The organism is Microbacterium sp. 10L49, assembly GCF_056395125.1.
The window spans coordinates 970,299-993,624 of record NZ_JBFTIW010000003.1 but is presented as its reverse complement, the minus strand read 5'-3'; the positions used below and the strand labels follow the sequence as shown (position 1 = coordinate 993,624).

At 70.8% G+C, this 23,326-nt stretch carries 24 protein-coding genes; 9 read left to right on the top strand and 15 right to left on the bottom strand.

Annotated elements, in window-relative coordinates; translation table 11 throughout:
* Positions 1-77: 77 nt before the first annotated feature.
* On the bottom strand, positions 78-2,921 hold the full coding sequence (locus tag AC1DCT_RS12485; protein ID WP_477429541.1) for a helix-turn-helix transcriptional regulator: 2,844 nt from the start codon (positions 2,919-2,921) through the stop codon (positions 78-80).
* Positions 2,922-3,142: 221 nt separating this feature from the next.
* Positions 3,143-3,454: a hypothetical protein gene (locus AC1DCT_RS12480; RefSeq protein WP_477429540.1), complete on the bottom strand. Its 312-nt coding sequence runs from the start codon at positions 3,452-3,454 to the stop codon at positions 3,143-3,145.
* Positions 3,455-3,635: 181 nt separating this feature from the next.
* On the opposite strand from AC1DCT_RS12480, the gene AC1DCT_RS12475 reads away from it, so the two are divergent.
* On the top strand, positions 3,636-4,673 hold the full coding sequence (locus AC1DCT_RS12475; RefSeq protein ID WP_477229810.1) for an FUSC family protein: 1,038 nt from the start codon (positions 3,636-3,638) through the stop codon (positions 4,671-4,673).
* 31 nt (positions 4,674-4,704) lie between these two features.
* Here the strand turns inward: AC1DCT_RS12475 and AC1DCT_RS12470 are convergent, their stop codons facing one another.
* Positions 4,705-6,468: a glycoside hydrolase family 35 protein gene (locus AC1DCT_RS12470; protein WP_477429538.1), complete on the bottom strand. Its 1,764-nt coding sequence runs from the start codon at positions 6,466-6,468 to the stop codon at positions 4,705-4,707.
* 175 nt (positions 6,469-6,643) lie between these two features.
* Between AC1DCT_RS12470 and AC1DCT_RS12465 the strand changes: the two genes are divergently transcribed.
* Complete coding sequence (locus AC1DCT_RS12465; protein ID WP_477429536.1) at positions 6,644-7,306, top strand: DNA alkylation repair protein; 663 nt, start codon at positions 6,644-6,646, stop codon at positions 7,304-7,306.
* A 153-nt stretch (positions 7,307-7,459) separates the two neighbouring features.
* Complete coding sequence (deoD, locus tag AC1DCT_RS12460) at positions 7,460-8,173, top strand: purine-nucleoside phosphorylase (RefSeq protein ID WP_441977454.1); 714 nt, start codon at positions 7,460-7,462, stop codon at positions 8,171-8,173.
* 26 nt (positions 8,174-8,199) lie between these two features.
* Here deoD and AC1DCT_RS12455 read toward each other — a convergent pair whose 3' ends face one another.
* On the bottom strand, positions 8,200-9,849 hold the full coding sequence (locus tag AC1DCT_RS12455) for a SulP family inorganic anion transporter (RefSeq protein WP_477429534.1): 1,650 nt from the start codon (positions 9,847-9,849) through the stop codon (positions 8,200-8,202).
* Positions 9,846-10,238 (bottom strand): ArsR/SmtB family transcription factor, encoded by a 393-nt coding sequence (locus tag AC1DCT_RS12450; RefSeq protein WP_477429532.1) that lies wholly within the window; start codon positions 10,236-10,238, stop codon positions 9,846-9,848. Before AC1DCT_RS12450 ends, AC1DCT_RS12455 begins: the two co-directional genes overlap by 4 nt.
* 77 nt (positions 10,239-10,315) lie before the next feature.
* Here AC1DCT_RS12450 and AC1DCT_RS12445 point away from each other — a divergent pair, with 77 nt between their 5' ends.
* The 4 genes from AC1DCT_RS12445 (at position 10,316) to AC1DCT_RS12430 (ending at position 14,994) form a co-directional block, all read left to right on the top strand.
* The gene (locus tag AC1DCT_RS12445) at positions 10,316-10,681 is read left to right on the top strand and encodes a zinc ribbon domain-containing protein YjdM (RefSeq protein ID WP_440732978.1); all 366 of its coding nucleotides are present in this window, start codon (positions 10,316-10,318) and stop codon (positions 10,679-10,681) included.
* Between the two features lie 162 nt (positions 10,682-10,843).
* A complete protein-coding gene (locus AC1DCT_RS12440) occupies positions 10,844-13,414 on the top strand; it encodes a DEAD/DEAH box helicase (RefSeq protein ID WP_477429530.1) in 2,571 nt (856 codons plus the stop codon).
* Positions 13,415-13,520: 106 nt separating this feature from the next.
* Positions 13,521-14,657, top strand: coding sequence for a M4 family metallopeptidase (locus AC1DCT_RS12435; RefSeq protein WP_477429528.1), 1,137 nt, complete (start codon positions 13,521-13,523; stop codon positions 14,655-14,657).
* The gene (locus AC1DCT_RS12430) at positions 14,638-14,994 is read left to right on the top strand and encodes a protealysin inhibitor emfourin (protein ID WP_477429526.1); all 357 of its coding nucleotides are present in this window, start codon (positions 14,638-14,640) and stop codon (positions 14,992-14,994) included. Before AC1DCT_RS12435 ends, AC1DCT_RS12430 begins: the two co-directional genes overlap by 20 nt.
* Positions 14,995-15,085: 91 nt before the next feature.
* Here the strand turns inward: AC1DCT_RS12430 and AC1DCT_RS12425 are convergent, their stop codons facing one another.
* Positions 15,086-15,352, bottom strand: a complete 267-nt coding sequence (locus AC1DCT_RS12425) for a hypothetical protein (protein ID WP_477429524.1) — start codon at positions 15,350-15,352, stop codon at positions 15,086-15,088.
* The gene (locus AC1DCT_RS12420; protein ID WP_441977460.1) at positions 15,349-16,299 is read right to left on the bottom strand and encodes an NAD(P)/FAD-dependent oxidoreductase; all 951 of its coding nucleotides are present in this window, start codon (positions 16,297-16,299) and stop codon (positions 15,349-15,351) included. The genes AC1DCT_RS12425 and AC1DCT_RS12420 overlap by 4 nt, the downstream gene beginning before the upstream one ends.
* A gap of 78 nt (positions 16,300-16,377) precedes the next feature.
* Between AC1DCT_RS12420 and AC1DCT_RS12415 the strand changes: the two genes are divergently transcribed.
* Entirely contained in the window at positions 16,378-16,962 is a 585-nt protein-coding gene (locus AC1DCT_RS12415) for a helix-turn-helix domain-containing protein (protein WP_441977461.1), read from the top strand.
* Between the two features lie 16 nt (positions 16,963-16,978).
* Here the strand turns inward: AC1DCT_RS12415 and AC1DCT_RS12410 are convergent, their stop codons facing one another.
* The 8 genes from AC1DCT_RS12410 to AC1DCT_RS12375 all read right to left on the bottom strand — a co-directional run bounded on the left by AC1DCT_RS12410 (position 16,979) and on the right by AC1DCT_RS12375 (position 22,794).
* Positions 16,979-17,203, bottom strand: a complete 225-nt coding sequence (locus AC1DCT_RS12410; protein WP_441977462.1) for a hypothetical protein — start codon at positions 17,201-17,203, stop codon at positions 16,979-16,981.
* A gap of 93 nt (positions 17,204-17,296) precedes the next feature.
* The gene (locus tag AC1DCT_RS12405; RefSeq protein WP_477429522.1) at positions 17,297-18,352 is read right to left on the bottom strand and encodes a DUF998 domain-containing protein; all 1,056 of its coding nucleotides are present in this window, start codon (positions 18,350-18,352) and stop codon (positions 17,297-17,299) included.
* A gap of 154 nt (positions 18,353-18,506) precedes the next feature.
* The gene (locus AC1DCT_RS12400; protein WP_441977464.1) at positions 18,507-19,061 is read right to left on the bottom strand and encodes a hypothetical protein; all 555 of its coding nucleotides are present in this window, start codon (positions 19,059-19,061) and stop codon (positions 18,507-18,509) included.
* A 135-nt stretch (positions 19,062-19,196) separates the two neighbouring features.
* Positions 19,197-20,174, bottom strand: a complete 978-nt coding sequence (locus AC1DCT_RS12395) for an SRPBCC family protein (RefSeq protein ID WP_477429520.1) — start codon at positions 20,172-20,174, stop codon at positions 19,197-19,199.
* A 21-nt stretch (positions 20,175-20,195) separates the two neighbouring features.
* The gene (locus tag AC1DCT_RS12390; RefSeq protein ID WP_477429518.1) at positions 20,196-20,609 is read right to left on the bottom strand and encodes an ArsR/SmtB family transcription factor; all 414 of its coding nucleotides are present in this window, start codon (positions 20,607-20,609) and stop codon (positions 20,196-20,198) included.
* Between the two features lie 61 nt (positions 20,610-20,670).
* Positions 20,671-21,108, bottom strand: a complete 438-nt coding sequence (locus AC1DCT_RS12385) for a hypothetical protein (RefSeq protein WP_477429516.1) — start codon at positions 21,106-21,108, stop codon at positions 20,671-20,673.
* Positions 21,109-21,160: 52 nt separating this feature from the next.
* On the bottom strand, positions 21,161-21,577 hold the full coding sequence (locus AC1DCT_RS12380) for a hypothetical protein (RefSeq protein ID WP_477429514.1): 417 nt from the start codon (positions 21,575-21,577) through the stop codon (positions 21,161-21,163).
* A gap of 134 nt (positions 21,578-21,711) precedes the next feature.
* Positions 21,712-22,794 carry a winged helix DNA-binding domain-containing protein gene (locus AC1DCT_RS12375; RefSeq protein ID WP_477429512.1) on the bottom strand — a complete coding sequence of 361 codons (1,083 nt, stop codon included), beginning with the start codon at positions 22,792-22,794 and terminating at the stop codon, positions 21,712-21,714.
* A 38-nt stretch (positions 22,795-22,832) separates the two neighbouring features.
* Here AC1DCT_RS12375 and AC1DCT_RS12370 point away from each other — a divergent pair, with 38 nt between their 5' ends.
* A complete protein-coding gene (locus AC1DCT_RS12370) occupies positions 22,833-23,303 on the top strand; it encodes a hypothetical protein (protein WP_441977473.1) in 471 nt (156 codons plus the stop codon).
* Positions 23,304-23,326 lie beyond the last annotated feature (23 nt).

Below are 23,326 nucleotides of genomic sequence, written 5' to 3'. Positions count from 1 at the left end.
CGCGCCCAGGTTACGACCGGTGCGCTGTTCTGCGGCCCCGCGTCGGCGTTTCCGACCCTCGGCCGGGACGCCGGACTTCAGCGGACGCGCTGGGCGACGGCGGCCTCGGTGCGGCTGGAGACGCCGAGCTTGCGCAGGATCGCGGAGACGTGCACGCTCGCGGTCTTTCCGCTGATGAACAGCCGCTCGCCGATCTGCCGGTTGCTGAGCCCCTCGGCGATCAGGTCGAGCACTTGCTGCTCGCGTGCCGTGAGCTCGATGCTCTCCACCGACTGCACGCCGCGCGCCGCGGTGCGGTTGAGCCCCGCCGCATCCATGAACTCCGCGGTGCGCCGGCGCAGCCGATCGTGCCCCAGGCTCTCCGCGATCGCAGCGGCTTCGGTCACCACGTCGACCGCGGCTGCTCTGTCGCCCTCCGCCACGAGCGCCCTGGCGCGTTCCAGCCGGACGAGCGGACGGAAGACAGCGGGTACGTCCTCGCCGTCGACCAGGGCGAACGCTGCTTCGAGCCGTTCCGGATCCGCGTCCAGCAGCGCGGTGAGCACGGCGGCCCAGTGCGGGTGCTGCAGTTCGACGGGCAGGGACAGCCAGCGGGCACGCACCAGCTCGGCCGTCGACGCGGCCAGCGCGGTGTGTCCGTCCGCGCGGAGGTCGGCGACGACCCGGCCGCCCTCGAGCAGGATCCGCCCCATCAGGGCGAGCCGCTGACCCGGATCCTCGATGACCGTGCGCAGCTCTGCGGCGGCGCGCACCGAGTCGCCGAGTCCGAGGGCGATGAGGATCTCGACATCGTGCAACGAGTACCAGACCTGCCGTTCGACGGCGGCGACGCCCTCGGCGATCGAACGCCATTCGCCGAGCACGCGGACGGCCTCGTCCATCTCGCCGCGCCAGACCAGGGCCCTGATGCGCGACATCGTCGAGTACATCCGGAAGACCTGCAGCGTGCGCACGGCGAGCTCTCGTGCGGAGATCTCCTCCACGCGGTCGATCTCGCCGAGCTCGAGCAGAGGCTCGACCATGTTGTGCGAGAGGATGGCGCCGGTCGACCGCTCGACACCGAGCGTCCGCGAGTGCGCCACACCGGCCTCTGCGACCTCGACGGCCTCGCGGAAACGGCCGAGCATGTTCAGACTGTCGGCGTAGTTGACCCGGTAGCGCAGCTGCGCGTCGTGATCGGCCGCATGCTCCCACGACAGGCGGAAGTCGGCGAGACCGGCCTCGACCTGACCGAGATGGATCCGGCTGCAACCGCGCAGGTTCGCGGCGACGGACATCACGTTGTCGAAGCCGATCGACTCCGCCATCCGGAACGCCTCGTCGGCGGTCGCGACCGCCTCCTCCAGCCGGGCTCCGATGAGATAGCGCCCCGCGAGATAGCCCAGCAGGGCAGCTCTCAGCCGCTCCTGTCCCGGCTCGGACTCGATGATCGCGAGCGCCTCCAGGAACAGATCGACGGATCCGCCGCGGCCGAGATTCTGCAGGTAGAGCGCCTTGTCTCGCAGCAGCCGCGCGTGCACGGAGCGGTCGACGCGCGCAGGGTCGATCTCGGCGAGTGCGAGCGAGACGACGGCGAGCGCCCGTTCCCCGTCGCCGCCGTTGCGCAGGATGGATCCGACCTGGGCGAGCAGCGGTATCCGTTCGATGCCGGCGACCTCCGCCGCGTCCGGCACCTGCTCCCACAACTCCAGGGCGAGTTCCCCGAACCGCGCCGCGGTCGAGAAGGCATAGCTGTTCTTCGCCTCCTGCATCGCAGTCACCGCTGCGGCGAGCGCGCGCGGTGAGTCGTGCGCGCGATGCCAGTGGAACGCGAGCGTCGACGGCGCCGCACCGGCCGCCTCCAGCGCGTCGGCGTAGGCCCAGTGCAGGCGGGCGCGCTCGCCCGGCAGCAGATCGTCGTGCACGGCCTCGCGCAACAGCGCATGCCGGAAACCGTAGCTCTCCCGGTCGGCGACCCCGATGATGCCCGCGCCCATCGCCTCGCGGACGGCCTCGTCGAGGCGCTCATCACCGAAGCCGGCGAGCGTGGCGAGCAGGTCGTGCGCGATCGCTCCATCGGATCCCGACGCGACCCGCACGACGCGCTTGGCGTCGTCGCCGAGGGCGTCGAATCGGGCCAGGAGCACGTCCCGCAGGGTGTCGGGCATGGGGCCCTGCACGTTGCAGAGCAGCTCCTCGACGAAGAACGGCACGCCCTCGCTGCGTTCCATGAGCTTGGCCAGGCCGACGTCGCCCACCGGCCCGCGCAGACGCTGCACGAGGTCGCGCACGGCGTTCGCGTCCAGGCGGTCGAGGGTGACCCGATCGAGAAGGCGGGCGCGTTCGGCCTCGGCGAGGAACGTGCGCACCTCTCCGCCGCGGCGCACCTCGTCGATGCGGCAGGTGAGCAGGAACAGCACGGGGCGGCCCGCGAGGGCGCGGAGCAGGAAGGACAGCATCGACAGGGTCGCGGCGTCGGCCCAGTGCAGGTCTTCGATCACGACCACCACGGGACGGATGGCGGCGGCGGCCTCGAGCAGGTTCGCGATCGTCTCGCGCAGTCCCTCGGGGCGGATCGCCGAGCGGTCGACCGGACCGACGGCACGCTCGGGCAGCAGCAGCTGCAGGGCATCGCGGCCCGGGCCTGCGGCCTCGTCGGCGCGATCCCCGAGCTCGTCGAGCACGCCGCGCAGGATCGCCGGAAGCGGGCCGAAGGGCGCCGGCGTCGACCCGTAGTCCAGGCACCAGCCCGTCAGCACCGTGGCCTCGTCCGCCACGCGGCGGCGGAACTCGGCCGTCAACCGGGACTTGCCGATGCCCGCCTCGCCGCCCACGAGCACGGACGCGGACTCGCCGGCACCCGCACGGCGCAGGGCGTCGTCGAGGAGCGCGAGTTCGGCATCGCGTCCGACCATGGCGGCCGACGTGGTGGCGAGGGACATGTCTTCATCGTGCCACCAGCCACGGACATCGGGCGCCGCTGCGCGCGGGGCGCCGCTCTCGGCAGAACCGGCGGTGGCCTCGGCAGACGGCGAAGAGCCTCCCGATGACCGCGGACCCTGTGCCGGATCCGTCGTCGGGAGGCTCTTGCGTTCGGGGGCGTCCGCTGTCGATGACAGGGCGGATGCCATGGCGGTGGACGCCGGCTCGGGCGCCACTGCACTCATGCGGCGTGCGAGACGCAGCCGACGAGCTCGCGGTCGCGGGTCTCGTCCGATGCCGGCGCGAGCTCAGCGACCCGGGCGGGGGCGACCGCCTGCGTGGCGGGGGCGACCGCAGACGCCTCGGCTGCAGGGGCCGGCACGACCACGGCGCGGCGGGTCTGCAGGCGACGCAGCGCCCGGCGCAGGATGCCGTCGCGGCGCACGATCATGTCCGCGTTCTCGGCGGCCATCCTGGCGCGCTCGGCACGGATCGCCGCCTGCTCGATCTCCAGCGTGGTGATGCGGTAGCTCATCGCGTAGTTCAGTTCCATGATGTCTCCTTCTCCGGTACTCATACGCTCGTCGCTAAGGCCCCCTCACCCCATCGGGCAGATGCCCTAACTTCCGACGCGGGTACCTCAGATCCGGATCCGAGTCGCACCGCCATGCCTGGCGACCGGCAAGGAGGGGCGGCCTCCCGCCGCGCACAGGCTCGCGGACTACCGTGGAACCATGCGTCCGCTCGCCGCCCTCCGCGCCGCCCGACGCGCGCCGCTGCTGCAGGTGGCGAAGTCGGCAGCGGCGACCATCGCGGCCTGGCTGATCGCGGGCTGGCTCGTGCCGGGGCACCTGCCCGTGTTCGCAGCGATCGCCGCCCTGCTCGTGGTGCAGCCGAGCGTGAACCAGTCGTTCGCGAAGGCCGTGGAGCGCAGCATCGGCGTGATCGCGGGCGTCGTGATCGCAGTGCTGCTGAGCCTCGCGCTCGGCGGGCTCAGCTGGGTCGTGCTGCTCGCGGTGGTCGTGGCGATGGTGGTGGCGTGGTCGTTCAAGGCCACCCCAGGCACCGCGAATCAGGTGGCGATCTCGGCGATGCTCGTGCTGGCGCTCGGTTCGGCGAGCCCCGACTACGCCGTGGACCGGATCCTGGAGACCCTGATCGGCGCGGCGATCGGCTTCGTAGTGAACGTCGTCGTGGTGCCGCCGGTACTGGTCGCCCCGGTGCGCCGCGATCTGGCTCTGCTCGGCGGAGAGCTCGCCGCCACCCTCGACCGCCTGGCCGATGCGATCACCGCAGAGCAGAGCCCCGCGCGCCTGCAGGAGCTCATGCTCGAGGCGCGACTGCTGCGCCCGATGAAGGACGCCGCCGACGCCTCGCTCACCGCCGGGGAGGAGTCGCTCACGCTGAACCCGCTCGGGTCACGCCACCGCCCGGAGCTCGCCGCGATGCGCGCGCTGCTGGAGCGCCTCGGCCCGATCGTGACGCAAGTGATCGGGATGACCCGCGCCTTCGTCGACCAGTACGACGACACGCTCCCCGCGGAGCCCTCGGTCGCCGCGATCGCCGATCAGATGCACCGCGCGGCCCACGACGTGCGCCTCGCCGTCCAGCTCGCGGAGGTGGTTCCGGAGCCCGAGGCGCTGACCTCCGCCATCCCGGCGCTCACCTCGCCGCTGGACATCCGTCCGCCCTCGTCGCGCAATTGGGTGCTGATCGGATCCCTCACCGAGGATCTGCGCCGCATCCGCGCCGGCCTGCGCGACGAGGCCTGATCCGCGAGCCCCGCGCCGGGGTCGTATCTGCTCAGGCTCCGATGAACTCCTCCACCGGGCCGAAGTCGGGCTCCTCGCGGATCTCGACGGCGGATCCGATCCCGTCGGTGTCCAGCACGCGGATCTCGTTGCGTCCCGCCCGCCACAGCGGTCCGGGGGCGTACAGCGTGACCTGCGGGCCGGCCGCACGATACCGGCCGAGCAGGAAACCGTTCAGCCACACCATGCCGTTCTCGCCGCCCGGGAAGGCGAGCCAGGCGTCAGCGGGATCGGCGACGTCGAACACGGCGACGGCGAGACCGTCGGCCGCGTCGACTCCGGATGCCACGGCGCCCTCCGGATCGGCAGGCGCGTCCTGCGGGAGGACCCGGTGGGTCCAGCCGTGCGCGAAGCGGCGCCCGACCCGCACGCCCGCCATGATGCCCTTGCCCTCGCCGGTGTGCGGGCCGTAGTTGACGCGTCCCCGGCTCTCCACGACGAGCGTGAGCAGGCCGGGTCCGCCAGTCCCGGGCAGGTCCAGAGTTTGCTCTCCGTCACGCTCGAGCGCGCCGAGGCGCACGCCGTCCAGGAAGACGACAGCCCGGTCATGCAGCACGTCGACGGTCAGCGCCGCCCCCGGAACGTAGGAGATCTCGGCCTGGTAGGCGACCAGCCCGTCCTCGGCGCCGAGCTCCTCGAACGTGAGCGGCATCGGAGCGGTGACGCCCGCAGGAACCGCACGCACGACGTCGAGCAGCGAGGCGACCGGCACCAGCGGGGCGGATGCCGCCGCCTGCCGCCGGAGCGGATCCGGGACCTCTGGCAGGTCGCCGTCGTGGAACGGGGCGAACGCCGCCCGCAGCGCATGGAACTTGTCGTTCAGCGATCCGTCCTCGCCGATCGGCGCGTCCGAGTCGTAGCTCGTGACGGTCGGCTGCAGCACGCCGTCGTGGTTGGCCCCCGCCCAGAGGCCGAAGTTCGTGCCGCCGTGCGCCATGTAGAGGCTGACGGATCCGCCCTCGGCCAGCAGCTCCTCCACGGTGCCGATCATGCTCGCCGCAGAGCGCACGTGGTGCTGCTCACCCCAGTGGTCGAACCAGCCGCCCCACAGCTCGGCGCAGAGCAGCGCCTGGTCCGGCACGCGCAGGCGCTCCGCCTCCGCGACGCCGGTGCCGAAGGTGAACGAGCCCATCGCGCCCTCGACGCTGCCGTTGCGAACCATGTCCGCCGTCGTGCCGTCGGCCGTGGTGAGCAGCTCGACCATGCCCCTCGCACGCAACCCGTCGCGCAGGTGCACGAGGTAGTCGTGGTCACTGCCGAAGGATCCGTACTCGTTCTCGATCTGCACGGCGGTGATCGGCCCGCCGTGTGCGGCCTGCAGCGCGGCGAGCCGCGGGATCAGCGCGTCGTACCAGGCATCGACCGCGGCGAGGAAGACGGGATCGCTCGTGCGCAGGGCGCGCGTGCGCCCGCTCAGCCAGAACGGGATCCCCCCGTTCGACCATTCCGCGCAGATGTAGGGGCTCGGGCGCACGAAGACGTCGAGCCCGATCTCGCCGGCGAGCCGGATGAACCGCTCCGCGTCGCGCCAGCCGGTGAAGTCGACCGCGCCCTCGACCCGCTCGTGGAAGTTCCACGGAATGTAGGTGTCGACCGTGTTCGCGCCCATCGCGGCGAGGCGGCGCAACCGGTCCTCCCACTGGTCCGGGTGGATGCGGAAATAGTGCACGGCGCCGGAGAGCATCCGGAACGGCTTCCCCTGGCGCAGCAGCGCGCCGTCCTCGTAGGTGAGCGCGGCGCGCGGGGACTCGGTCATGGCTCTCCTCGGGGGTGCGGCACGATGTTTGCGTCACCATTCTTGCTCACCGCACCTCTGAGGCGCGCCTGCGAGCGGGGTTCGGTGCGAAACTCAGTCGATTCAGGGCGAATTCGCAACGCTGGACGCCCTACCGCCCGAATCGACTGAGTTTCGCGCGACATAGGCTGGCGGCATGTCGACCACCCTGCCCGAGGCTCTCGCCGAACTGGCCGCGCTGGAGGATCCGAAGGCTCGCGCCGTCAACGAGCGGCACGGCGACGCGCACGGCGTGAACCTGTCGCGGATGCGCGCGCTCGCGAAGCGGATCGGCACGGATCCCGGGCTCGCCCGCGAGCTGTACGACTGCGGCGATGTGGCCGGACAGCTCCTCGGGATCCTGGTCGCGAAGCCCCGCGCTCTCGCGGCCGGCGAGCTCGACCGCATGGTGCGCGCCACGCAGAGCGCCAAGGCGCACGACTGGCTCGTCGCCTACCTCGTGAAGAAGTCACCGCACGCGGAGGAGCTGCGCCTGCGCTGGCTGGACGATGCCGAGCCCGATGCCCGCGCCGCGGCCTGGTCGCTCACGAGCGCCCGGGTCGCGAAGACTCCGGACGGCCTCGACCTCGACGCGCTCCTGGATCGGATCGAGCGCGAACTGGCCGCCGCCCCCGCCCGCGAGCAGTGGGCGATGAACGAGACCCTCGCCACGATCGGCATCCACCACGCCGCCCTGCGCGACCGTGCGATCGCGATCGGCGAGCGCCTGCAGGTGCTCGCCGACTATCCCACGCCGCCGAACTGCACCTCGCCGTTCGCCCCGCTCTGGATCGCGGAGATGGTGCCCCGCCAGGGCTGAGCGGGGCGTGCTCGCTCGCCAGGAAGAGCCCGGTATGACCGGATCCGCACGAGGCCGATCGGGGCCCGTTCACCGGTCGCAGATTGCGGTAATGCGGGCATGAAGGCCGCAATCCGCGACCAGGGAACGGATCCCCCCGCATACCCTGATGCCATGAGCACGCACATCGCCGCCGCGCCCGGTCAGATCGCACCCGTTGTCCTCTTCCCCGGCGATCCGCTGCGAGCGAAGTGGATCGCCGAGAACTTCCTCGAGGGCGCAGAGCTCTACAGCGAGGTCCGTGGCATGCTCGGCTTCACCGGCACCTGGCAGGGACACCGCGTCTCGGTGCAGGGATCCGGCATGGGCCAGCCATCGATGTCGATCTACGCGAACGAGCTGTTCCAGGACTACGACGTGCAGGCCGTCGTGCGGGTCGGCTCCTGCGGCGCGCTCACCGAGAAGGTCGGCATGCGCGACATCATCATCGCGAACGGCGCCTGCACCGATTCCGGGATCAACCGGATCCGCTTCCACGGCCAGGACTACGCGCCCGTGGCCGACTTCTCCCTGCTGCGCCGCGCCGTCGAGGCGAGCGAGCGGATGGATCTCGAGCACGCCGTGCACGTCGGCCTGCTGTTCTCGAGCGACCAGTTCTACAGCACCCGCCCCGAGCTCACCGAGCCGTTCGTGCAACACGGCGCGCTCGCCGTCGAGATGGAGACCAGCGCGCTCTACACGCTCGCCGCGTACTACGGCCGCCGCGCGCTCAGCATCTGCACCGTGTCCGACCACCTCGTCACGCACGAGGAGACCACTGCCCTGGAACGCGAGCAGAGCTTCGGCGACATGGTGCGCATCGCCCTGGAAGCGGCGACCGCGGGCTGAGCCGCTGCCGCCTGCCGCCGCGCGGGTCAGCCCACGCCGGGGCCGCGCACGACGTGGCTGCGCGCATGTGCGACGGCGGATCCGAGATCGTCGAAGAGATGGTTCTGGTGCCGCAGCGAAGAGACCACGCCGACGCGCTCGGCGATGTCGCGGTGCACGGGGCGGATCCCCTTCACCAGTACGGCGATGCCGCGGCGCTCGAGGGAGGCGATGAGCTCGGTCACCACCTGCGCGCCAGTCGCGTCGAGCAGCTGCAGCTGCGACATCCGCAGGATCACGACCTCCACGTCGCGCAACCCCGCGACCCGCTCGAGCGTGCGCTCGGCCGCACCGAAGAACAGCGCCCCCTCCAGCCGGAACACGGCGATGCGCTCATCGCCCGGCTGGGCCGGCCCCGGCAGTTCCTCGCGATGCACGCCGCTGGTGCGGGCCAGCTGGTGCAGCGCGAAGAACCCCGCCACGAGCAGGCCGATGAGCACCGCGTAGATGAGGTCGACGCTCACCGTCACGATCGCGGTGAGGCAGAACACGATCGCATCGGAGCGTGAGGCACGCAGGATGGTGCGGACGGTGCGCGGGGTGATCATCCGGCATGCGGTGACCATGAGCACACCCGCGAGCGCCGCCAGAGGGATGCGGGAGACCACTGCCGATCCGACCAGCACGATCGCCAGGAGCAGCACGCCATGCGTGATCGCGGCGAGCCGGGTGCGCGCCCCGGCCCGCACCCCGACCGCGGTGCGGGCGATCGCTCCCGTGGCCGGCATGCCGCCGAACAGCCCGGCGGCGATCGAGGCGAGACCTTGTCCGACGAGTTCGCGATCGGCGTCGTACGGCCCGGTGTCGGCGAGCGTCGAGGCGACCCTGGCCGACAGCAGGGACTCGATCGCCGCAAGTGCAGCCACTGCGGCCGCCGGCCCGATCAGGGCGGAGATCGAGGCGACGTCGAAGGAGGGCAGCGCCGGCGCCGGCAGGCCGGGCGGCAGGGCCCCGATGGTGTCCACCGGCAGGCCGAACACCGCGGCGGCGACGGCGGTGATCACGATCGCGACGAGAGACCCGGGGAAGCGCGGATGGATTCGCAGAGAGACCAGCATGACCGCGACGACGATCGCGACCAGCATCAGCGACCAGCCGAGCTTCGGCGACTGCGTGGCCAGCAGCGTTTCGACGGCCGCGACGGCGGCGTTCGCGTTCTTCGCACTGTGGGACCCGGTCGCCGTGGGCACCTGCTGAAGGAAGATGATCACCGCGATGCCGAGTGTGAACCCCTCGATCACCGGCCACGGGATGTACGAGACGGTGCGCCCCAGCCGCAGAACCCCGGCGGCCAGCACGATGAACCCGGCGAGCAGGCAGACCAGCGCGAGCGCGCCGGCGCCGTGCGCCGCGACGATAGGGGCGAGCACGACGACCATCGCCCCGGTCGGCCCCGACACCTGAACGTTGGAGCCGCCGAACACCGCCGCCACGACTCCTGCGATGATCGCGGTGACCAGGCCGCTCTCGGCGCCCGCGCCCGAACTGACGCCGAAGGCGAGGGCCAGCGGCAGCGCGACGATGCCGACCGTGACGCCAGCGAGGAGGTCTCCCCGCCAAGTGCGCCGGAGGTCGCGGTAGTCGGCCGCCGAGGGCAGCAGCGCGAGAAGGGCGGTGGACCGGGGACGAGCGCTCATCGAGCGGTCCCGGCGGGCTCCGCCTCCGGAACGGTGTCGGGGATCGCGGGCAGGCCGTTCTGCTCCACCAGCTGCTGCTGCGTCGTCTGCAGGATCTCACCGAGCAGGGCGCGGGCGACCCGCAGCAGGTCGGCCACCTGCGGATAGGCGAGGCGGTAGTAGACGAGGCTGCCACGCCGCTCGGACACCACGAGGCGGTTGCCGCGCAGCACGGCGAGATGCTGAGACACGTGCGAGGCTTCGAGCTCGGTAGCGGCGAGCAGCTCGGTGACCGAGGCCTCGGGCGCCGCGGACAGCACCTCGAGGATGCGGATCCGGATCGGGTGGGCGAGGCCCTTGAACAGGCCCGCCTTCACCTCATACAGCGGGCGGCTCGGGTCGCTGAGCATCGGCGTTCTCCCTCCGGCGCACCCGCGCTGCGGGTCCTGATGTGATGGTTTCATCATATCGCGATAGAATCCCGAGCATGTCCGAGCCCTTCCCCCTCTGCCCCGAGTGCTCCAGCGAGCACGCCTACGAGATGGGCCCGCTGCTGGTGTGCCCGATGTGCGGCCACGAGTGGGCACCGGGTGTCGGCGGCGACGCCGTCGCGTCCGCCGAGGGCGCCAACGAGAGCGTCGTGAAGGACGCCGTCGGGAATGTGCTGGCCGACGGCGACACGGTCGTCGTCACGACGTCGATCAAGGTCAAAGGGTCCCCGCAGGGCATCAAGGCCGGCACCAAGGTGCGGGGAATCCGCCTGATCGATCCGGTGAACGGCCATGACATCGACTGCAAGATCGACGGCTTCGGCGCCATGCTTCTGAAGTCGAGCCTCGTGAAGAAGGCCTGACCGCCCGCCCGTTGCACCGGTGCGCGCCGGCCACGGTTCCGAACTCAGGAGGGATTCCGTGGATCCCCGTGATCTCGGCCTCCTTCCGCCGATCCGGAGCATTCCATCCTGAGCACGGTACGACCCGCATCGGCCGCCCCCGGGTGGGATGATCGACACATCATGTCTGCGCGCCTCGATCCGTCCGTCGTCCGCCCGGCTGCGGGGGATCCGGATCCCGACGCCGTCTACCTCGCGTTCGTCGAATGGGTCGAGGAGAGCGGGATCTCGCTCTACCCGGCGCAGGACGAGGCCGTCATCGAGATCGTCTCGGGGCAGAACCTGATCCTCAGCACCCCGACCGGCACCGGCAAGTCCCTCGTCGCGGTCGCCGCGCATTTCGCCGCCCTCGCCGATGGGCGCCGCACCTACTACACCGCCCCCATCAAGGCGCTGGTCAGCGAGAAGTTCTTCAGCCTGGTCGAGGTGTTCGGCGCCGAGAACGTCGGCATGGTCACCGGCGACTCCGCCGTGAACGCGGACGCGCCGATCGTCTGCTGCACGGCGGAGATCCTCGCCAACCTGGCCCTGCGCCAGGGGCCCGACGCCGAGGTCGGCCAGGTCGTCATGGACGAGTTCCATTTCTACGGCGACCCCGACCGCGGCTGGGCCTGGCAGGTGCCGCTGCTCACGCTGCCGCAGGCGCAGTTCATCCTGATGTCGGCCACGCTCGGCGACGTGACCGATCTCGCCGCCGACCTCACCCGCCGCACCGGCCGCGAGACGGCCGTGGTCACGGGTGTGGAGCGGCCCGTTCCTCTGCACTTCTTCTACGAGACGACGCCGATCCACGAGACGATCGAGGATCTGCTGCACACCGACCGTGCGCCCGTCTACATCGTGCACTTCTCGCAGGCCGCGGCGATGGAGCGCGCCCAGGCCCTCGCAAGCGCGAAGGTCGCCACCCGCGAGCAGCGCGACGAGATCGCCGAGCTCATCGGCGGGTTCCGCTTCACCACGTCGTTCGGCAAGACCCTGGCACGCCTCCTCCGTCTCGGCATCGGCGTGCACCACGCCGGCATGCTGCCGAAGTACCGGCGCCTCGTCGAGCAGCTGGCGCAGCGCGGGCTCCTGCGCGTCATCTGCGGCACGGACACCCTCGGGGTCGGCATCAATGTGCCCATCCGCACGGTGCTGCTCACGGCGCTCACCAAGTTCGACGGCACGCGGATGCGCCAGCTCAACGCCCGCGAGTTCCACCAGATCGCCGGCCGGGCCGGGCGGGCCGGCTTCGACACCGCCGGCACGGTCGTCGCGCAGGCTCCTGAGCACGAGAGCGAGAACATCGCCGCGATCCGCAAGGCCGGCGACGATCCGAAGAAGAAGCGCAAGATCATCCGCAAGAAGGCGCCCGACGGCTTCGTGTCCTGGGGTGAGCCGTCGTTCCAGAAGCTCATCGCCGCCGAGCCCGAGACGCTGTCGTCGCACATGCAGATCACGAGCGCCATGATGCTGAACGTGGTCGGCCGCGGTGGCGACGTCTTCGCCAATATGCGCGCACTGGTATATGACAACCACGAGCCCCGGCAGAAGCAGAGGATCCTGGCGTTGCGGGCGCTGGGGATCTACAGGACGCTGCGGGAGTCGGGGATCGTCGAGCGGGACCCCGACGGGAGGGTGCGCCTCACGGTCGACCTGCAGCCGAACTTCGCGCTGAACCAACCACTGTCGCCGTTCGCACTGGCGGCCTTCGAGCTGCTCGACCCTTCGACGGGCTCAGGGACCGAGGGATCCGCTCCCGCGGCTCCGCATTCCTCGACCTTCGCGCTCGACATGCTCTCGATCGTGGAAGCGACCCTCGACGACCCGCGCGCGATCCTCAGCCAACAGGAGTTCGTCGCCCGCGGCGAGGCCGTGGCGGCGATGAAGCGCGAGGGCATGGAGTACGACGAGCGCATGGAGGCGCTCGAGGAGATCACCTATCCGAAGCCGCTCGAGGAGCTGCTGTCGGCCGCGTTCGAGACCTTCAGCGCCGCCCAGCCGTGGATCCGCGACTTCGAGCTGCACCCGAAGTCGGTCGTCCGCGACATGTATGAGCGCGCCATGTCGTTCGGGGAATACGTCGCGCTGTACAAGGTCGCACGCTCCGAGGGCGTCGTGCTGCGCTACCTCTCCGACGCCTACCGCGCGGCGTCGCAGACCATCCCCGAGCACCTGAAGACCGAGGAGCTGCGCGACCTCATCGAGTGGCTCGGCGAGCTGGTCCGCCAGGTCGACTCCTCGTTGCTCGACGAGTGGGAGGAGCTCATCTCGGGCCATCCCGTCTCGCACACCGACGAGCCGGTCGTGCCGCCGGCGCCGAAGCGGCTCACGACGAATGTCCGAGCCTTCCGGATCCTGGTGCGCAACGAGCTGTTCCGCCGCGTGCAGCTCGCCGCACGAGAGGATCTGGACGCCCTCGCCGCACTGGATCCGGAGTTCGGCGCCGATGGCTGGGATGCCGCCCTCGACGCCTACTTCGCCGAGCACGACGAGATCCGCACCGGCGCCGATGCTCGCAGCGCGGCACTGCTCATCATCGACGAGACCGGCGGGCCCGACCACGAACGCCCCGCGCGGGCGTGGGCCGTGCAGCAGATCCTCGACGATCCCGCCGGCGACCACGACTGGCGGATCTCCGCGATGGTGGATCTCGACGCCTCCGATGAGGCCGGCGAGGCCGTCGTCGTCGTGTCCGGGCTGACTCGGCTCTAGCCCGGCGGCGCCGCTCCGTCAACCTCTCCGCGGTTCTCCGCGCTCTCCGCGCCGGTGTCGGCGACCCGGCGTATCGTCGAACACACGGAGCGGAACGGAGGACGTCATGACGATTCACGAAGGTCGCGGGGGGCCGCAGACGACAGGTCGGCGGGGCCCGATCCACCAGGGCATCATCCCGTCCTATCTGCTGGCGAAGCTCGCTGAGTCAGAGCGATACACGCAGGCCGCCGAAGCGGCCAGGCAGACCCTGATCGCGCCGGCACCGGCGCAGCACCGCGCGCAGCTGCAGCTCTCCATCGACGAGAACGGCACGCTCGTCGCCACGGTCGAGGCCGCACCGAATCGCACCATCAGCGACGCGCACGGCGCGGAGACCCTGCCCGGCACGGTGGTACGCACGGAGGACGAGCCGACCGTCGCCGACGTCGCCGTGAACCAGGCGTTCGACGGGCTCGGCGCGACGTTCCAGATGCTGCTCGACGCCTTCCAGCGCAACTCGGTCGACGGCCAAGGCCTGCCGCTGGATGCGACGGTGCACTACGGATCCGGTTACGACAACGCGTTCTGGAACGGTGAGCGCATGGTGTTCGGCGACGGCGATGGCCAAGTGTTCCAAGGCTTCACCGGCGCGACCAGCGTGATCGGACACGAGCTCGGGCACGGCGTGGTGCAGTACACCGCCGCCCTGGAGTACCAGGGTCAGCCCGGGGCGCTCAACGAGTCGATCGCCGACGTGTTCGGCGCCCTCACCGAGCAGCACCTGCAGGGCCAGACTGCGGATCAGGCGACCTGGCTCATCGGTGCGGGCATCTTCACCCCTGCCGTGCACGGCAAGGCGCTGCGATCGATGCTGCATCCGGGCACGGCCTACGACGACCCGGAGCTCGGCAAGGATCCGCAGCCGGCCGACATGAGCGGCTACGTCAAGACCACCGACGACAACGGCGGGGTGCACATGAATTCGGGCATCCCGAACCGGGCGTTCGCGTTGTTCGCCGTGGAGCTCGGGGGTCACGCGTGGGAGACCGCCGGATCGGTCTGGTACCGCGCGCTCACCGGGAGGCTGTCGTCGTCGGCGACGTTCGCGCAGTTCGCGAACGCGACGATCAGAGAGGCGGACGCGGTGAGCGCAGCGACCGGCGACGCTGCGCGCATGGCATGGACCTCGGTCGGCGTGATCAAGGCCGGGGTCGGCAGCGCAACGGGATCGGCGACAGGCGATGAACGAACCTCCGGCTGATCCGCCCGTCGGCGTTCCCGCCGACTCCGATGCCGCCGGCGACGACGACGTCGCGATCCGCGTCGCCCGCAGCGGCGGGATCGCCGGGATGACCCGGCGATGGAGCGTCCAGCCGTCCGGCAGCGAGAGCGAGCACTGGATGCTTCTCGTCGAACGCTGTCCGTGGGACCAGAAACCCCCCGCCGGCACCGGCGCCGACCGTTTCGTCTGGCGGATCGAGGTGCGGATCCGCCGGGAGCGCCACGAGCAGGTGATCCCCGAGGAGCACCTGCAGGGTCCGTGGCGGGCGCTCGTCGACGCCGTGCGGGAGGCAGACGCGGGCACGCCGGGCGGCTGATCGTCGATTCCCGCTGCCGCCTGAAGGATCGCGGGTGCCCGGGGAAGGGCGGTTGCTCACGTCGAGCGCGCCGTCTCCCGGACAGCCGCCCCTAGAACCTGCGGGACATCGCCCAGCGACGGCGGATCCGGTGCAGCAAGGGCATGAGCCCGTAGATCACGATGGGAACGGCGATCGTCACGGTGATGATCGTGCGCGGGACCACGGGGATCCCGGTCATCAGCGGGCCGAGCAGCAGGTTGATCGCCAGCAGGGTCGGCGTCACGGCGATCCAGATCATGAGCGCGAGCGTGTGCTGGCTCGGCGGCCTCGGCGTCGCAGGGGCGGTCGGGGCAGTGGGGGCGGACGTGTGCGTCATGCGTTGCTCATCTCTCTGCGCAGTGGGGGCATCCGTCGTTCGGCGCGGATGTCGTCGTCGACGAGATCGGCGTTGACGTCCATCGCGACCGCGTTGGCGTGCCCCGCGGCGGTGATCACCTGCGCGCGCGGATCCACCAGGTTGCCGGTGACCCGGACTCCGGGTACGGAGGTGCGCCCCGACGCATCGACATGCGCGAAGCCCGCGCCGTCGACGGAACCGCCGAGAGCCACGACGAGGTCGGTGCGGGGGCGGGACTCCGGCCGGAGGAACACCGCGTCGACCGGGACGATGTCACCGCTGTCGAGCCTCACGCCGCCGAACCGCCCGCCGTCGAGGACGAGCTCCGCGATCCGACCGTGCTGCACGCGGATGCCCCGGATATGGAGCAGCTGCGCATCGTCGTCCGTGAGCGCGCTGCCGTTCGTGAAGTACGTGAGATCGGCCGACCACTGCCGGATGAGCAGCGCCTGCGCGACGGCGCCCGGAACGCCGCCGTAGACGGCCAGGGAGCGATCCCCGACCTCGTAGCCGTGGCAGTAGGGGCAGTGCAGCAGGAACCGCCCCCAGGCTTGGCGGGCTCCCGGGATGTCAGGAAGCACGTCCTCGAGGCCCGTCGCCAGGATGATGCTGCGAGCGGCGAACTCGGCTCCGTCGTCGGTCGTGAGGACGAATCCGTCCTCGACATCGCCGCGCGCCGACACCACGGGATGCCGGACCAGGCGTGCACCGTAGGACGCGATCTCCTCGCGTCCGATCTCCAGCAGCTGCGACGGCGGGAAGCCGTCGCGCGAGAGGAAGCCATGCATGTGGGCCGCGGGCGCGTTGCGGGGTGCGCCGCCGTCGAGGAGCACGACGGAGCGGCGGGAGCGGGCGAGGACGAGCGCGGCGCTCAGCCCGGCGGCTCCGCCTCCGACGATCGCGGTGTCGAACTGTTCTGGGGTCATACGTAAAGGTTCGCGTCGGATTGTGCGATCTGGCAATCCTTCTTGCAGAAACCGCAAACCCCTGGTGTTCTTGTCTCTGTGGACACGAACGCAGACCTCGCCGCCGCGCTGGACGGGATCGGACCGCGCCTGCAGCGCATCCGGACGAACCGAGGCCTCACCCTCGCAGAGGTGGCGGAGCTCGCCGGCACCTCGGCCAGCACCGTGTCGCGGCTCGAGAGCGGCTTGCGGCGCCCCAGCCTCGAGCTGCTCTTCCCCCTCGCCCGGGTGTACGGGATGAGCCTGGACGACCTCGTCGGCGCCCCCGAGTTCGGGGATCCGCGCGTGCAGTTGCGGCCGCGGCGCAGGAACGGGCGCATCGTGATCCCGCTGAGCCGCAACCCCGGCGGCGTGCAGGCGTGGAAGATCGTGATGCCCCTCGAGACGGACCCCGGCGAACGGCGCACGCATGACGGATCCGAGTGGATCTACGTCCTCAGCGGGCGCATCCGCCTCATCGTAGGCCAACGGGACCTCGTTCTCGGACCGGGCGAGGTCGCCGACTTCGACACCCGCACGCCGCACTGGTTCGGCGCCACGGGCGACGGGCCCGCGGAGATCCTCAGCCTGTTCGATCGCACCGGGGCCCGGGTGCACCTTCCCGAGGCGGGCGACGCCGCCTGAGGACGGACGACGTCGCTCAGCGCGTGGGCTCAGCCCCGGACTCGCCGCCGGCTGCGCTCGGCTCCGCGGGCGGCAGCGGGATCGCCACGCTCGCCGCGGACGTCGGCGTGCCGAGGCCGAGCCCGAACGGATCCGCCGTCGGCTGCGCGGGGAGCAGATCCGCCTCATCGCGGTCGAACAGCTCCCCGGGCAGCGCCGCCCACTCGCTCGGCTCTTCCGGCTTCTGCGTGAACATGCCCATGCGTCCATTGTGCGCCCGCCGGCGCGGGAGCGGATCCGCCGCTCTACCCTGTGAGCACTCTCGACGGCCCGCGCCGGCCGGTGCCTCGCCGCCTCAGCCGCGCAGAAGCGACGACCGGGCGGAGACCCGCGGTACGTCCGGCACCAGCACGGCGAGCACGCGCACGAAGGTGGTCATCCAGACCAGGCCCAGCCCCACCGCGATCGCCTCAAGCCCCGCGGAGGAGTACAGCCCCATCGGCCAGTGCAGCAGCACCGCCGCCACCATGAGCACGCCGAGGCCCACGGTCGCGATCAGGAGCGCGCGCGGCGGACCGGGCAGCACCCGCGTCGAGAGCAGCGCGGCGACCCCGAACAGCACGAGTGTGCCGATGGCCGCGATCCAGTGCACCACGCGGTTCAGTTCGATCGGCACGAACCCCACGACCGCCAGCGCGGCCCCGGTGGCACCCCAGAGCGCGACGACCGCGGCGATCCCGCGCAGCGCGCTGTCGCCGCGCAGCCGGTGCAGGTCGCGGCCGATGTAGGCGCCGACCGTGGCGAACAGCAGCCCCGCCACGACCAGCGTTCCGTTGAACGCCCAGCCGCGCAGGCCGAGACCGAGCTGTGAGAAGTTCTGCTGCCACCACAGCGGATCCGATGCGGTCGCCATCGCGAACAGCGTGCCGATCGTGAGGAATCCGAACAGCAGCGTCGCCAGATCCCGCGTGCGGATCCCGACGCCGGCGGTGTAGGAGAACCGCCCGCCGATCGCCGCCGCGACGCCCGCGACGAGGGCGCCGCCCAGAGACGGGGCCGTGAAGTCGTGCAGCCCGGCCCCGAAAACGACGCCGCCCAGCAGCACCCCGAACGCGGTCACCGCCGCGAAGGCCACGGTCAGTGCGACGGCGGAGACGTGCGACGCCGTCGTCTGCCATGGCGGCATCGGATCCGTCTCACCGCGGCGATGCTGCACCGTGCTCACGACGAATGCGGCTGCCGCGACGACGCCGGCGATCACCGCGACGGGCTGGCTCAACGATCCGGGGCCGGTCAGCGGCCGCGGCGGTCCCTGCAGCACCACGAGCCCCGCGATCGTGCCGAGGGCGAAGCACAGCGCCGTCGCCCACACCGTGCGCGTCTCGTTGCGCAGCCCGAGCGAGGTGTCCATGCCGCCATCGAACCACGCCCCGCCGACGTCGTCCTCGCGCCGAACCGCGAGACTGCATCTGCGCTACGAGACTGCACGCATGGACTGCAGTCTCGTCGCCGAGATGCAGTCTCGCGGTCAGGAAGTGTCAGGATCCGGATGGCGACAGGCCGCGTCAGCGCGAGACGGTGCCGGTTCCGCCGTGCAGCTCGCCGCGCAGCGGCCAGCGCCCGTTGTGCTGCCGGAACTCGTTCGCGCGCAGCAGCGGCGAGAGATCGTAGATGCGCGGATTCAGGCGCAGCCGCGGGCCGGACGCCGCACGCACGGTGAGCTGCAGCTGCCCGCCGGAGGCGCGCACGTAGTAGTCGACGATGTCGGAATAGGCGATGACGGCCTCGCGCCCCCAGATCGTGCGGAACGCGACCTCGTCGACGCGCGGTTCGACGTAGAAGTTGCGGTACATCACTAGGAACGCCACGCCGCCGAGGCCGATCACGAGCGACGCGATGCGCATGGGCCACAGCATGCCGTCGGTGTTCTTCTCCGTGAAGGAGGCCAGCGCCATCAACCCGCCGACCGCGACGAACAGCGCGCCCACGACCAGGACGAGCTTGGGCATGCGCTGCCGCACGGGCCCCACGGATCGACGCCCTCGCATCCTCGACACGGCGGCCGCCACCAGGATCAGGACGGCCAGCACGAGGAGGATCTTCACCACGAAGGCGGACATCCCTCGACGGTACCGTGTCGCGGGAGCCGTCGAAGCCCGCCTCCGCCTCGCGGCAAGCCGGCGCGCAAGAGATCCCGGTCGGATCCGCTCCCAGGCGGGAGGGACGACCGGGATCTCTCGCGATGCGAACGCGCGTCAGACCAGGACCAGGTCCTCCATGCGGGCGTACGAGGCCTCCATGCCGTCGACCATGCCGGTGGCCAGGATCATGTCGCGGGTCTCGACGTCGGGGTACTCGACGAGGAGGGTGATCAGCGTGGCGCCGTCCTCCTCGTAGAAGCTGAGGTCGTTCAGCGTCACGGGCCCGTCGGTGCCCTGCATCTTCTCCGTGGTCACGGCGCGGCGCGTGGCGTCGACGAGCAGCGCCTCCCCCTCGAAGCCGAACGCCTGACCCGCGGTGTCGCCGACCGGAGCCCAGGAGTAGCGGTACGCCTGACCCGACTCCGTGGCGATCACGCACTCGGTCATCTCCCACCCGTCCGGTCCCAGCAGCCACTGCTTCATGAGCTCGGGCTCGTTGTGCGCACGCCAGACCAGATCCTTCGGCCCTTCGACGAGCCGCGTGATCCGCACGTGCGTGTCGTCGAGCAGCTCCACCCGCGTGCCCTTGCCCTGCGCGTAGTCGCGCAGGTCCTGCAGCACCGTGTCGAGCTGGCCCATCGCGGCCTTCGTGCCCTCGATCACGCCCATCGCGACGACCTGCTCGAGCGCCTCCGCCGAGTCGAAGTGGCTGGTGCCGGTCATGCGGGTGCCGTCGGCGGTCGGCGAGAACGCCAGCGTCATCCGCATCGCCGGGAACCCGTCGATCGGCTGCCCGGATTCGTCGACGAAAGAGTCGAGCACCTCGAACAGCGCCGGCGCCTCGATGCGGGTGAACTCCCATCGCCCCGACGACTTCTCTCCGCGCGGACCGTCGAGGTGGTACTGCGCGAAGCCGCCGACCGTGTGGTCGAACTCGGTGAAGGTCGCCGGCCATCCGGGCGGGCCCCAGAAGCGCTCCAGCTGGCGCGGGTCGGAGTACGCCGCCCACACCCGCTCCACCGGAGCGGCGAAGTCGGCGAGGATCGTCAGCGTCAGATTCTCGGGATCGGTGATCACGTCGGTGACAGGCATGTCACTCTCCTTCTGTGTCGGTCAGGTGGTGCTGGATCCGCGCGGCGCGGATCCGGGATCGGTATTGCGGTCGGGGTCGGATGCTTCGCCAGGCGCAGCAACCGGTTCGGCGAGCAGATCGTCGAGGCGCGCGATGCGGCTGCGCCACAGGTCCTCGTAGCGGGCGAGCAGAGCCCGAGCGCGCGCGATCATCTCGGGATTCGCGCGGACCAGCCGCTCGCGTCCCTCGGCGCGCTTGACGATGAGTTCGGCCGCCTCGAGCACCGCCACGTGCTTCTGCACCGCCGCGAACGACATGTCGTAGTCGCGGGCGAGCTCGGAGACGGTCTGCTCCTGGGTGATCGTGCGGCGCAGGATGTCGCGCCGCGTGCTCGCCGCCAGGGCCTGGAACACACGGTCGGTCTGTTCATCGCTCAGTTCATCTCGTACAACCATTTGGTTGTAGATTACGATGGTCGGATCCGGGTGTCAAGAGGCTCCCGAAATCAGCGAGGAGTCATGAGCTCGTGCTGCCGGCGCGAGGCTCCGGGATCCCGCGCGCCCGGCGCACCTTGCGGGCGCGGAGCTCCGTAGCGACGTAGTGGGTGCCGGCCCAGGCGACGAGGCCGGCCACCCCGGTGGCGATGAGAACGGGCCACGCTGGGCGGCCGTCCCCAGGCTGCACGAACGGCGCGTACACGAAGGTCTCGAAGAGAGTGCCCAGCACGAAGAGCCACCCCAGCGACATCACAACGACGAACCCGGGCAGTGTCCTGACCTGGATGTTCCCGCCCATGGGGCCGCCGACAACGCCGAACTCGTCAGCGGCATAGCTGTAGAGCTCGCCCTCGACGGTGCGGCTGAGATATCTGCGTTCGCCGCGGACACGAGCTGCGCGGTGCTCGTCGCGGGTGCGCTGGTCCCGTCGATCACGGTCGGAGTCGTCGGAGCTCATGGTCCTCAACCTCCCTGCCGGTCGTTCGTGGCAAAGTGCAGGATTTCTCCACTCACAGGTCCGGATGAGATTTCAGGAAGTCGCGGTAGCTCGTGAGCGTGCCCACGCCGGAGTATCCGAGGGCTTCCGGCCCATAGCCGCCGCTGCCGTCGGACGCGACGACCAGAATCTCCAGACCGATCTCGGGGTCGTTCTCCGCCGCGCGCACGACCGCCGGGAAGGCCTGCTTCAGCAGAGCGAGCAGTTCCCCGTCGTCACTGGTGTCCGCGGTGATATGCACGAACCCCGTCCGGCCCATTCCGACGACCGTCTTGTAGCTGCTGTCCACGCTCTCCACGTGGGGCAAGGACGTGACGGCGTCCTTGTACTTCTCCGCAAGCTGGGCGTCGGACGGTCCGAGCCCGGCGCAGCCGCCGAGCAGGACGATGAGAACGCCGAGCATGAACGCAGTGGCGGCCCGCTTCATCATCCGTCACTCTCCTCTGGTCGATGCGGACGCGGTTCGTCGGCATGTTGACGGGATCTCGACCCGAAGGCTCGATCCGCGGACCGATCCTAACCAGAGCCGGGTCGGTCGGCGTGATTCGATGTGGCGTCCGCCGATCACGCCGACGCGAACTCGACCACCGGCTCCACCCCGAGGAACGCCGCGCAGCGTGCGGCGGCCTTCTCGATCTCGGCACGCTCGCGGGCAGTGAGCGGGCGATAGGGCGCAAGAGCGAAGACCGCGCGACGTTTGTCGAGGCTCCGCCGCATGCCGGCCACGAGCTGGCCATCGCACAGCACCATGCCCATCGAGGCCTCGCGGTCGCGGGGCACGATGCCCTCGGAGTCGAGCGCCCAGCGCGAGTCCTGATAGCCCCGGTACATCTCGTCGAGGATCTGCAGGAGGTGCGCGGCACCGCGACCTCGCGAACTCGTGGTCTCGGCGCCATACCCGCCCGCGTGGTGCCAGTAGGTGCGATCGTCGTGATCGAACGACTCCAGCCGGTCGGCGACCGCTGCAATCCCCCGCCGGGCATCGGTCAGGGTGAGCGTCGCCCAGTACGCGAGGTCGCGGTCCGTGGCTGGGCCGTGGGCGCCGAGATAGCGGAGTGCCAGGTTGGCGAGCGCCTCGTCTCGATCGACGGTCTCGGCCGAATGCACGCGCTCAGCGAGGAGGGCGTAGGTGTGCTGGCCGTCGCGGGGAACGCCGCTGGTGAGCAGCAGCTGCAGCTCGAGCCGGCCCAGCAGCAGCGTGAGCTGAGAGGAGGGCAGGTCGAGCCCGGCCTCGGCGAGCGCGATCGCGATCTCGGGGCGCGTGAGGCCGGTTCCCCCGGCGACCGCATGCGCGATCGCGTCGGTGAGTGCGACCATGCGGTCCGCAGAGGGTCGCAGCTGCTGATCGAACACCGGCAGCACGCGGGGCGCGGTGAGCTCGATCAACCAGCGCACGTCGTCCGCATGCACGTAGTGCCATGTCGGGCGCAGCACGTGCGTGCGCACGACCCTGGCATCGGACAGCGCCCCGGCGAGGTCGCCGACGCGAGGAGAGGCCGTGCGTGCGGCGACCGCCCAGGCGGATTGAGCGGGGTTCTCCGCCTGCACCGCGAGCATGGTCCGTACGACGTCCTCGGCGGCGCCCGCGGGAGCGTCGAGCAGCTGGGAGCGGAGCCGCCAGCGCGCGATGTCGCGGAGCGTCGTCATGCCGACATCCTGCCAGCGACCGGGCCTATCCTGACCGCATGAGCGAACCGGATCCGCACGTCATCGCCGAGGGTCTGCTGCCGACGCCGTTCACGGCCGACGAGATCCGCGAGGCACTGCGAGGCGGGGCCACGATCCGGATCCTCGACGAGGAGGCCGGCGGCGCCCGGTCCGAGCGGATCAACCGCTTCGCCGACGGGGATGACGTCGGAGCCCTGCTGACGACCCACCCTCTCGATGACGTCGAGGCGGCCGTCTCGAAACGCGTGAGCTGGCGGGACCTGCAGGAGCACGCCGCCTTCCCCGCCAACCGCACCACAGTGGTCACCGAGACGATCGAGCACCCACTCGGCCAGCTCGAGTGCCTGAGGTACGACGTGAACGACGACGACGGCGTCGTCGCCGTGTTCTGGTTCGCGCTCGCCCATCCGGGGATGCCGGTGCTGTACGAGACCACCGACGCGACCGGATCCACGCGCACGACCGTGCAGGAGATCGCCCGGGGCTGAACGCCAGCCGCTGAGCCCGTCGA

Bases quoted from the DNA above. Each gene is read 5' to 3' on its own strand.
- AC1DCT_RS12485 (WP_477429541.1), bottom strand. From the start codon at position 2,921: ATGTCCCTCGCCACCACGTCGGCCGCCATGGTCGGACGCGATGCCGAA.
- AC1DCT_RS12480 (WP_477429540.1), bottom strand. From the start codon at position 3,454: ATGGAACTGAACTACGCGATGAGCTACCGCATCACCACGCTGGAGATC.
- AC1DCT_RS12475 (WP_477229810.1), top strand. From the start codon at position 3,636: ATGCGTCCGCTCGCCGCCCTCCGCGCCGCCCGACGCGCGCCGCTGCTG.
- AC1DCT_RS12470 (WP_477429538.1), bottom strand. From the start codon at position 6,468: ATGACCGAGTCCCCGCGCGCCGCGCTCACCTACGAGGACGGCGCGCTG.
- AC1DCT_RS12465 (WP_477429536.1), top strand. From the start codon at position 6,644: ATGTCGACCACCCTGCCCGAGGCTCTCGCCGAACTGGCCGCGCTGGAG.
- deoD (WP_441977454.1), top strand. From the start codon at position 7,460: ATGAGCACGCACATCGCCGCCGCGCCCGGTCAGATCGCACCCGTTGTC.
- AC1DCT_RS12455 (WP_477429534.1), bottom strand. From the start codon at position 9,849: ATGAGCGCTCGTCCCCGGTCCACCGCCCTTCTCGCGCTGCTGCCCTCG.
- AC1DCT_RS12450 (WP_477429532.1), bottom strand. From the start codon at position 10,238: ATGCTCAGCGACCCGAGCCGCCCGCTGTATGAGGTGAAGGCGGGCCTG.
- AC1DCT_RS12445 (WP_440732978.1), top strand. From the start codon at position 10,316: ATGTCCGAGCCCTTCCCCCTCTGCCCCGAGTGCTCCAGCGAGCACGCC.
- AC1DCT_RS12440 (WP_477429530.1), top strand. From the start codon at position 10,844: ATGTCTGCGCGCCTCGATCCGTCCGTCGTCCGCCCGGCTGCGGGGGAT.
- AC1DCT_RS12435 (WP_477429528.1), top strand. From the start codon at position 13,521: ATGACGATTCACGAAGGTCGCGGGGGGCCGCAGACGACAGGTCGGCGG.
- AC1DCT_RS12430 (WP_477429526.1), top strand. From the start codon at position 14,638: ATGAACGAACCTCCGGCTGATCCGCCCGTCGGCGTTCCCGCCGACTCC.
- AC1DCT_RS12425 (WP_477429524.1), bottom strand. From the start codon at position 15,352: ATGACGCACACGTCCGCCCCCACTGCCCCGACCGCCCCTGCGACGCCG.
- AC1DCT_RS12420 (WP_441977460.1), bottom strand. From the start codon at position 16,299: ATGACCCCAGAACAGTTCGACACCGCGATCGTCGGAGGCGGAGCCGCC.
- AC1DCT_RS12410 (WP_441977462.1), bottom strand. From the start codon at position 17,203: ATGGGCATGTTCACGCAGAAGCCGGAAGAGCCGAGCGAGTGGGCGGCG.
- AC1DCT_RS12405 (WP_477429522.1), bottom strand. From the start codon at position 18,352: ATGGACACCTCGCTCGGGCTGCGCAACGAGACGCGCACGGTGTGGGCG.
- AC1DCT_RS12400 (WP_441977464.1), bottom strand. From the start codon at position 19,061: ATGTCCGCCTTCGTGGTGAAGATCCTCCTCGTGCTGGCCGTCCTGATC.
- AC1DCT_RS12395 (WP_477429520.1), bottom strand. From the start codon at position 20,174: ATGCCTGTCACCGACGTGATCACCGATCCCGAGAATCTGACGCTGACG.
- AC1DCT_RS12390 (WP_477429518.1), bottom strand. From the start codon at position 20,609: ATGGTTGTACGAGATGAACTGAGCGATGAACAGACCGACCGTGTGTTC.
- AC1DCT_RS12385 (WP_477429516.1), bottom strand. From the start codon at position 21,108: ATGAGCTCCGACGACTCCGACCGTGATCGACGGGACCAGCGCACCCGC.
- AC1DCT_RS12380 (WP_477429514.1), bottom strand. From the start codon at position 21,577: ATGATGAAGCGGGCCGCCACTGCGTTCATGCTCGGCGTTCTCATCGTC.
- AC1DCT_RS12375 (WP_477429512.1), bottom strand. From the start codon at position 22,794: ATGACGACGCTCCGCGACATCGCGCGCTGGCGGCTCCGCTCCCAGCTG.
- AC1DCT_RS12370 (WP_441977473.1), top strand. From the start codon at position 22,833: ATGAGCGAACCGGATCCGCACGTCATCGCCGAGGGTCTGCTGCCGACG.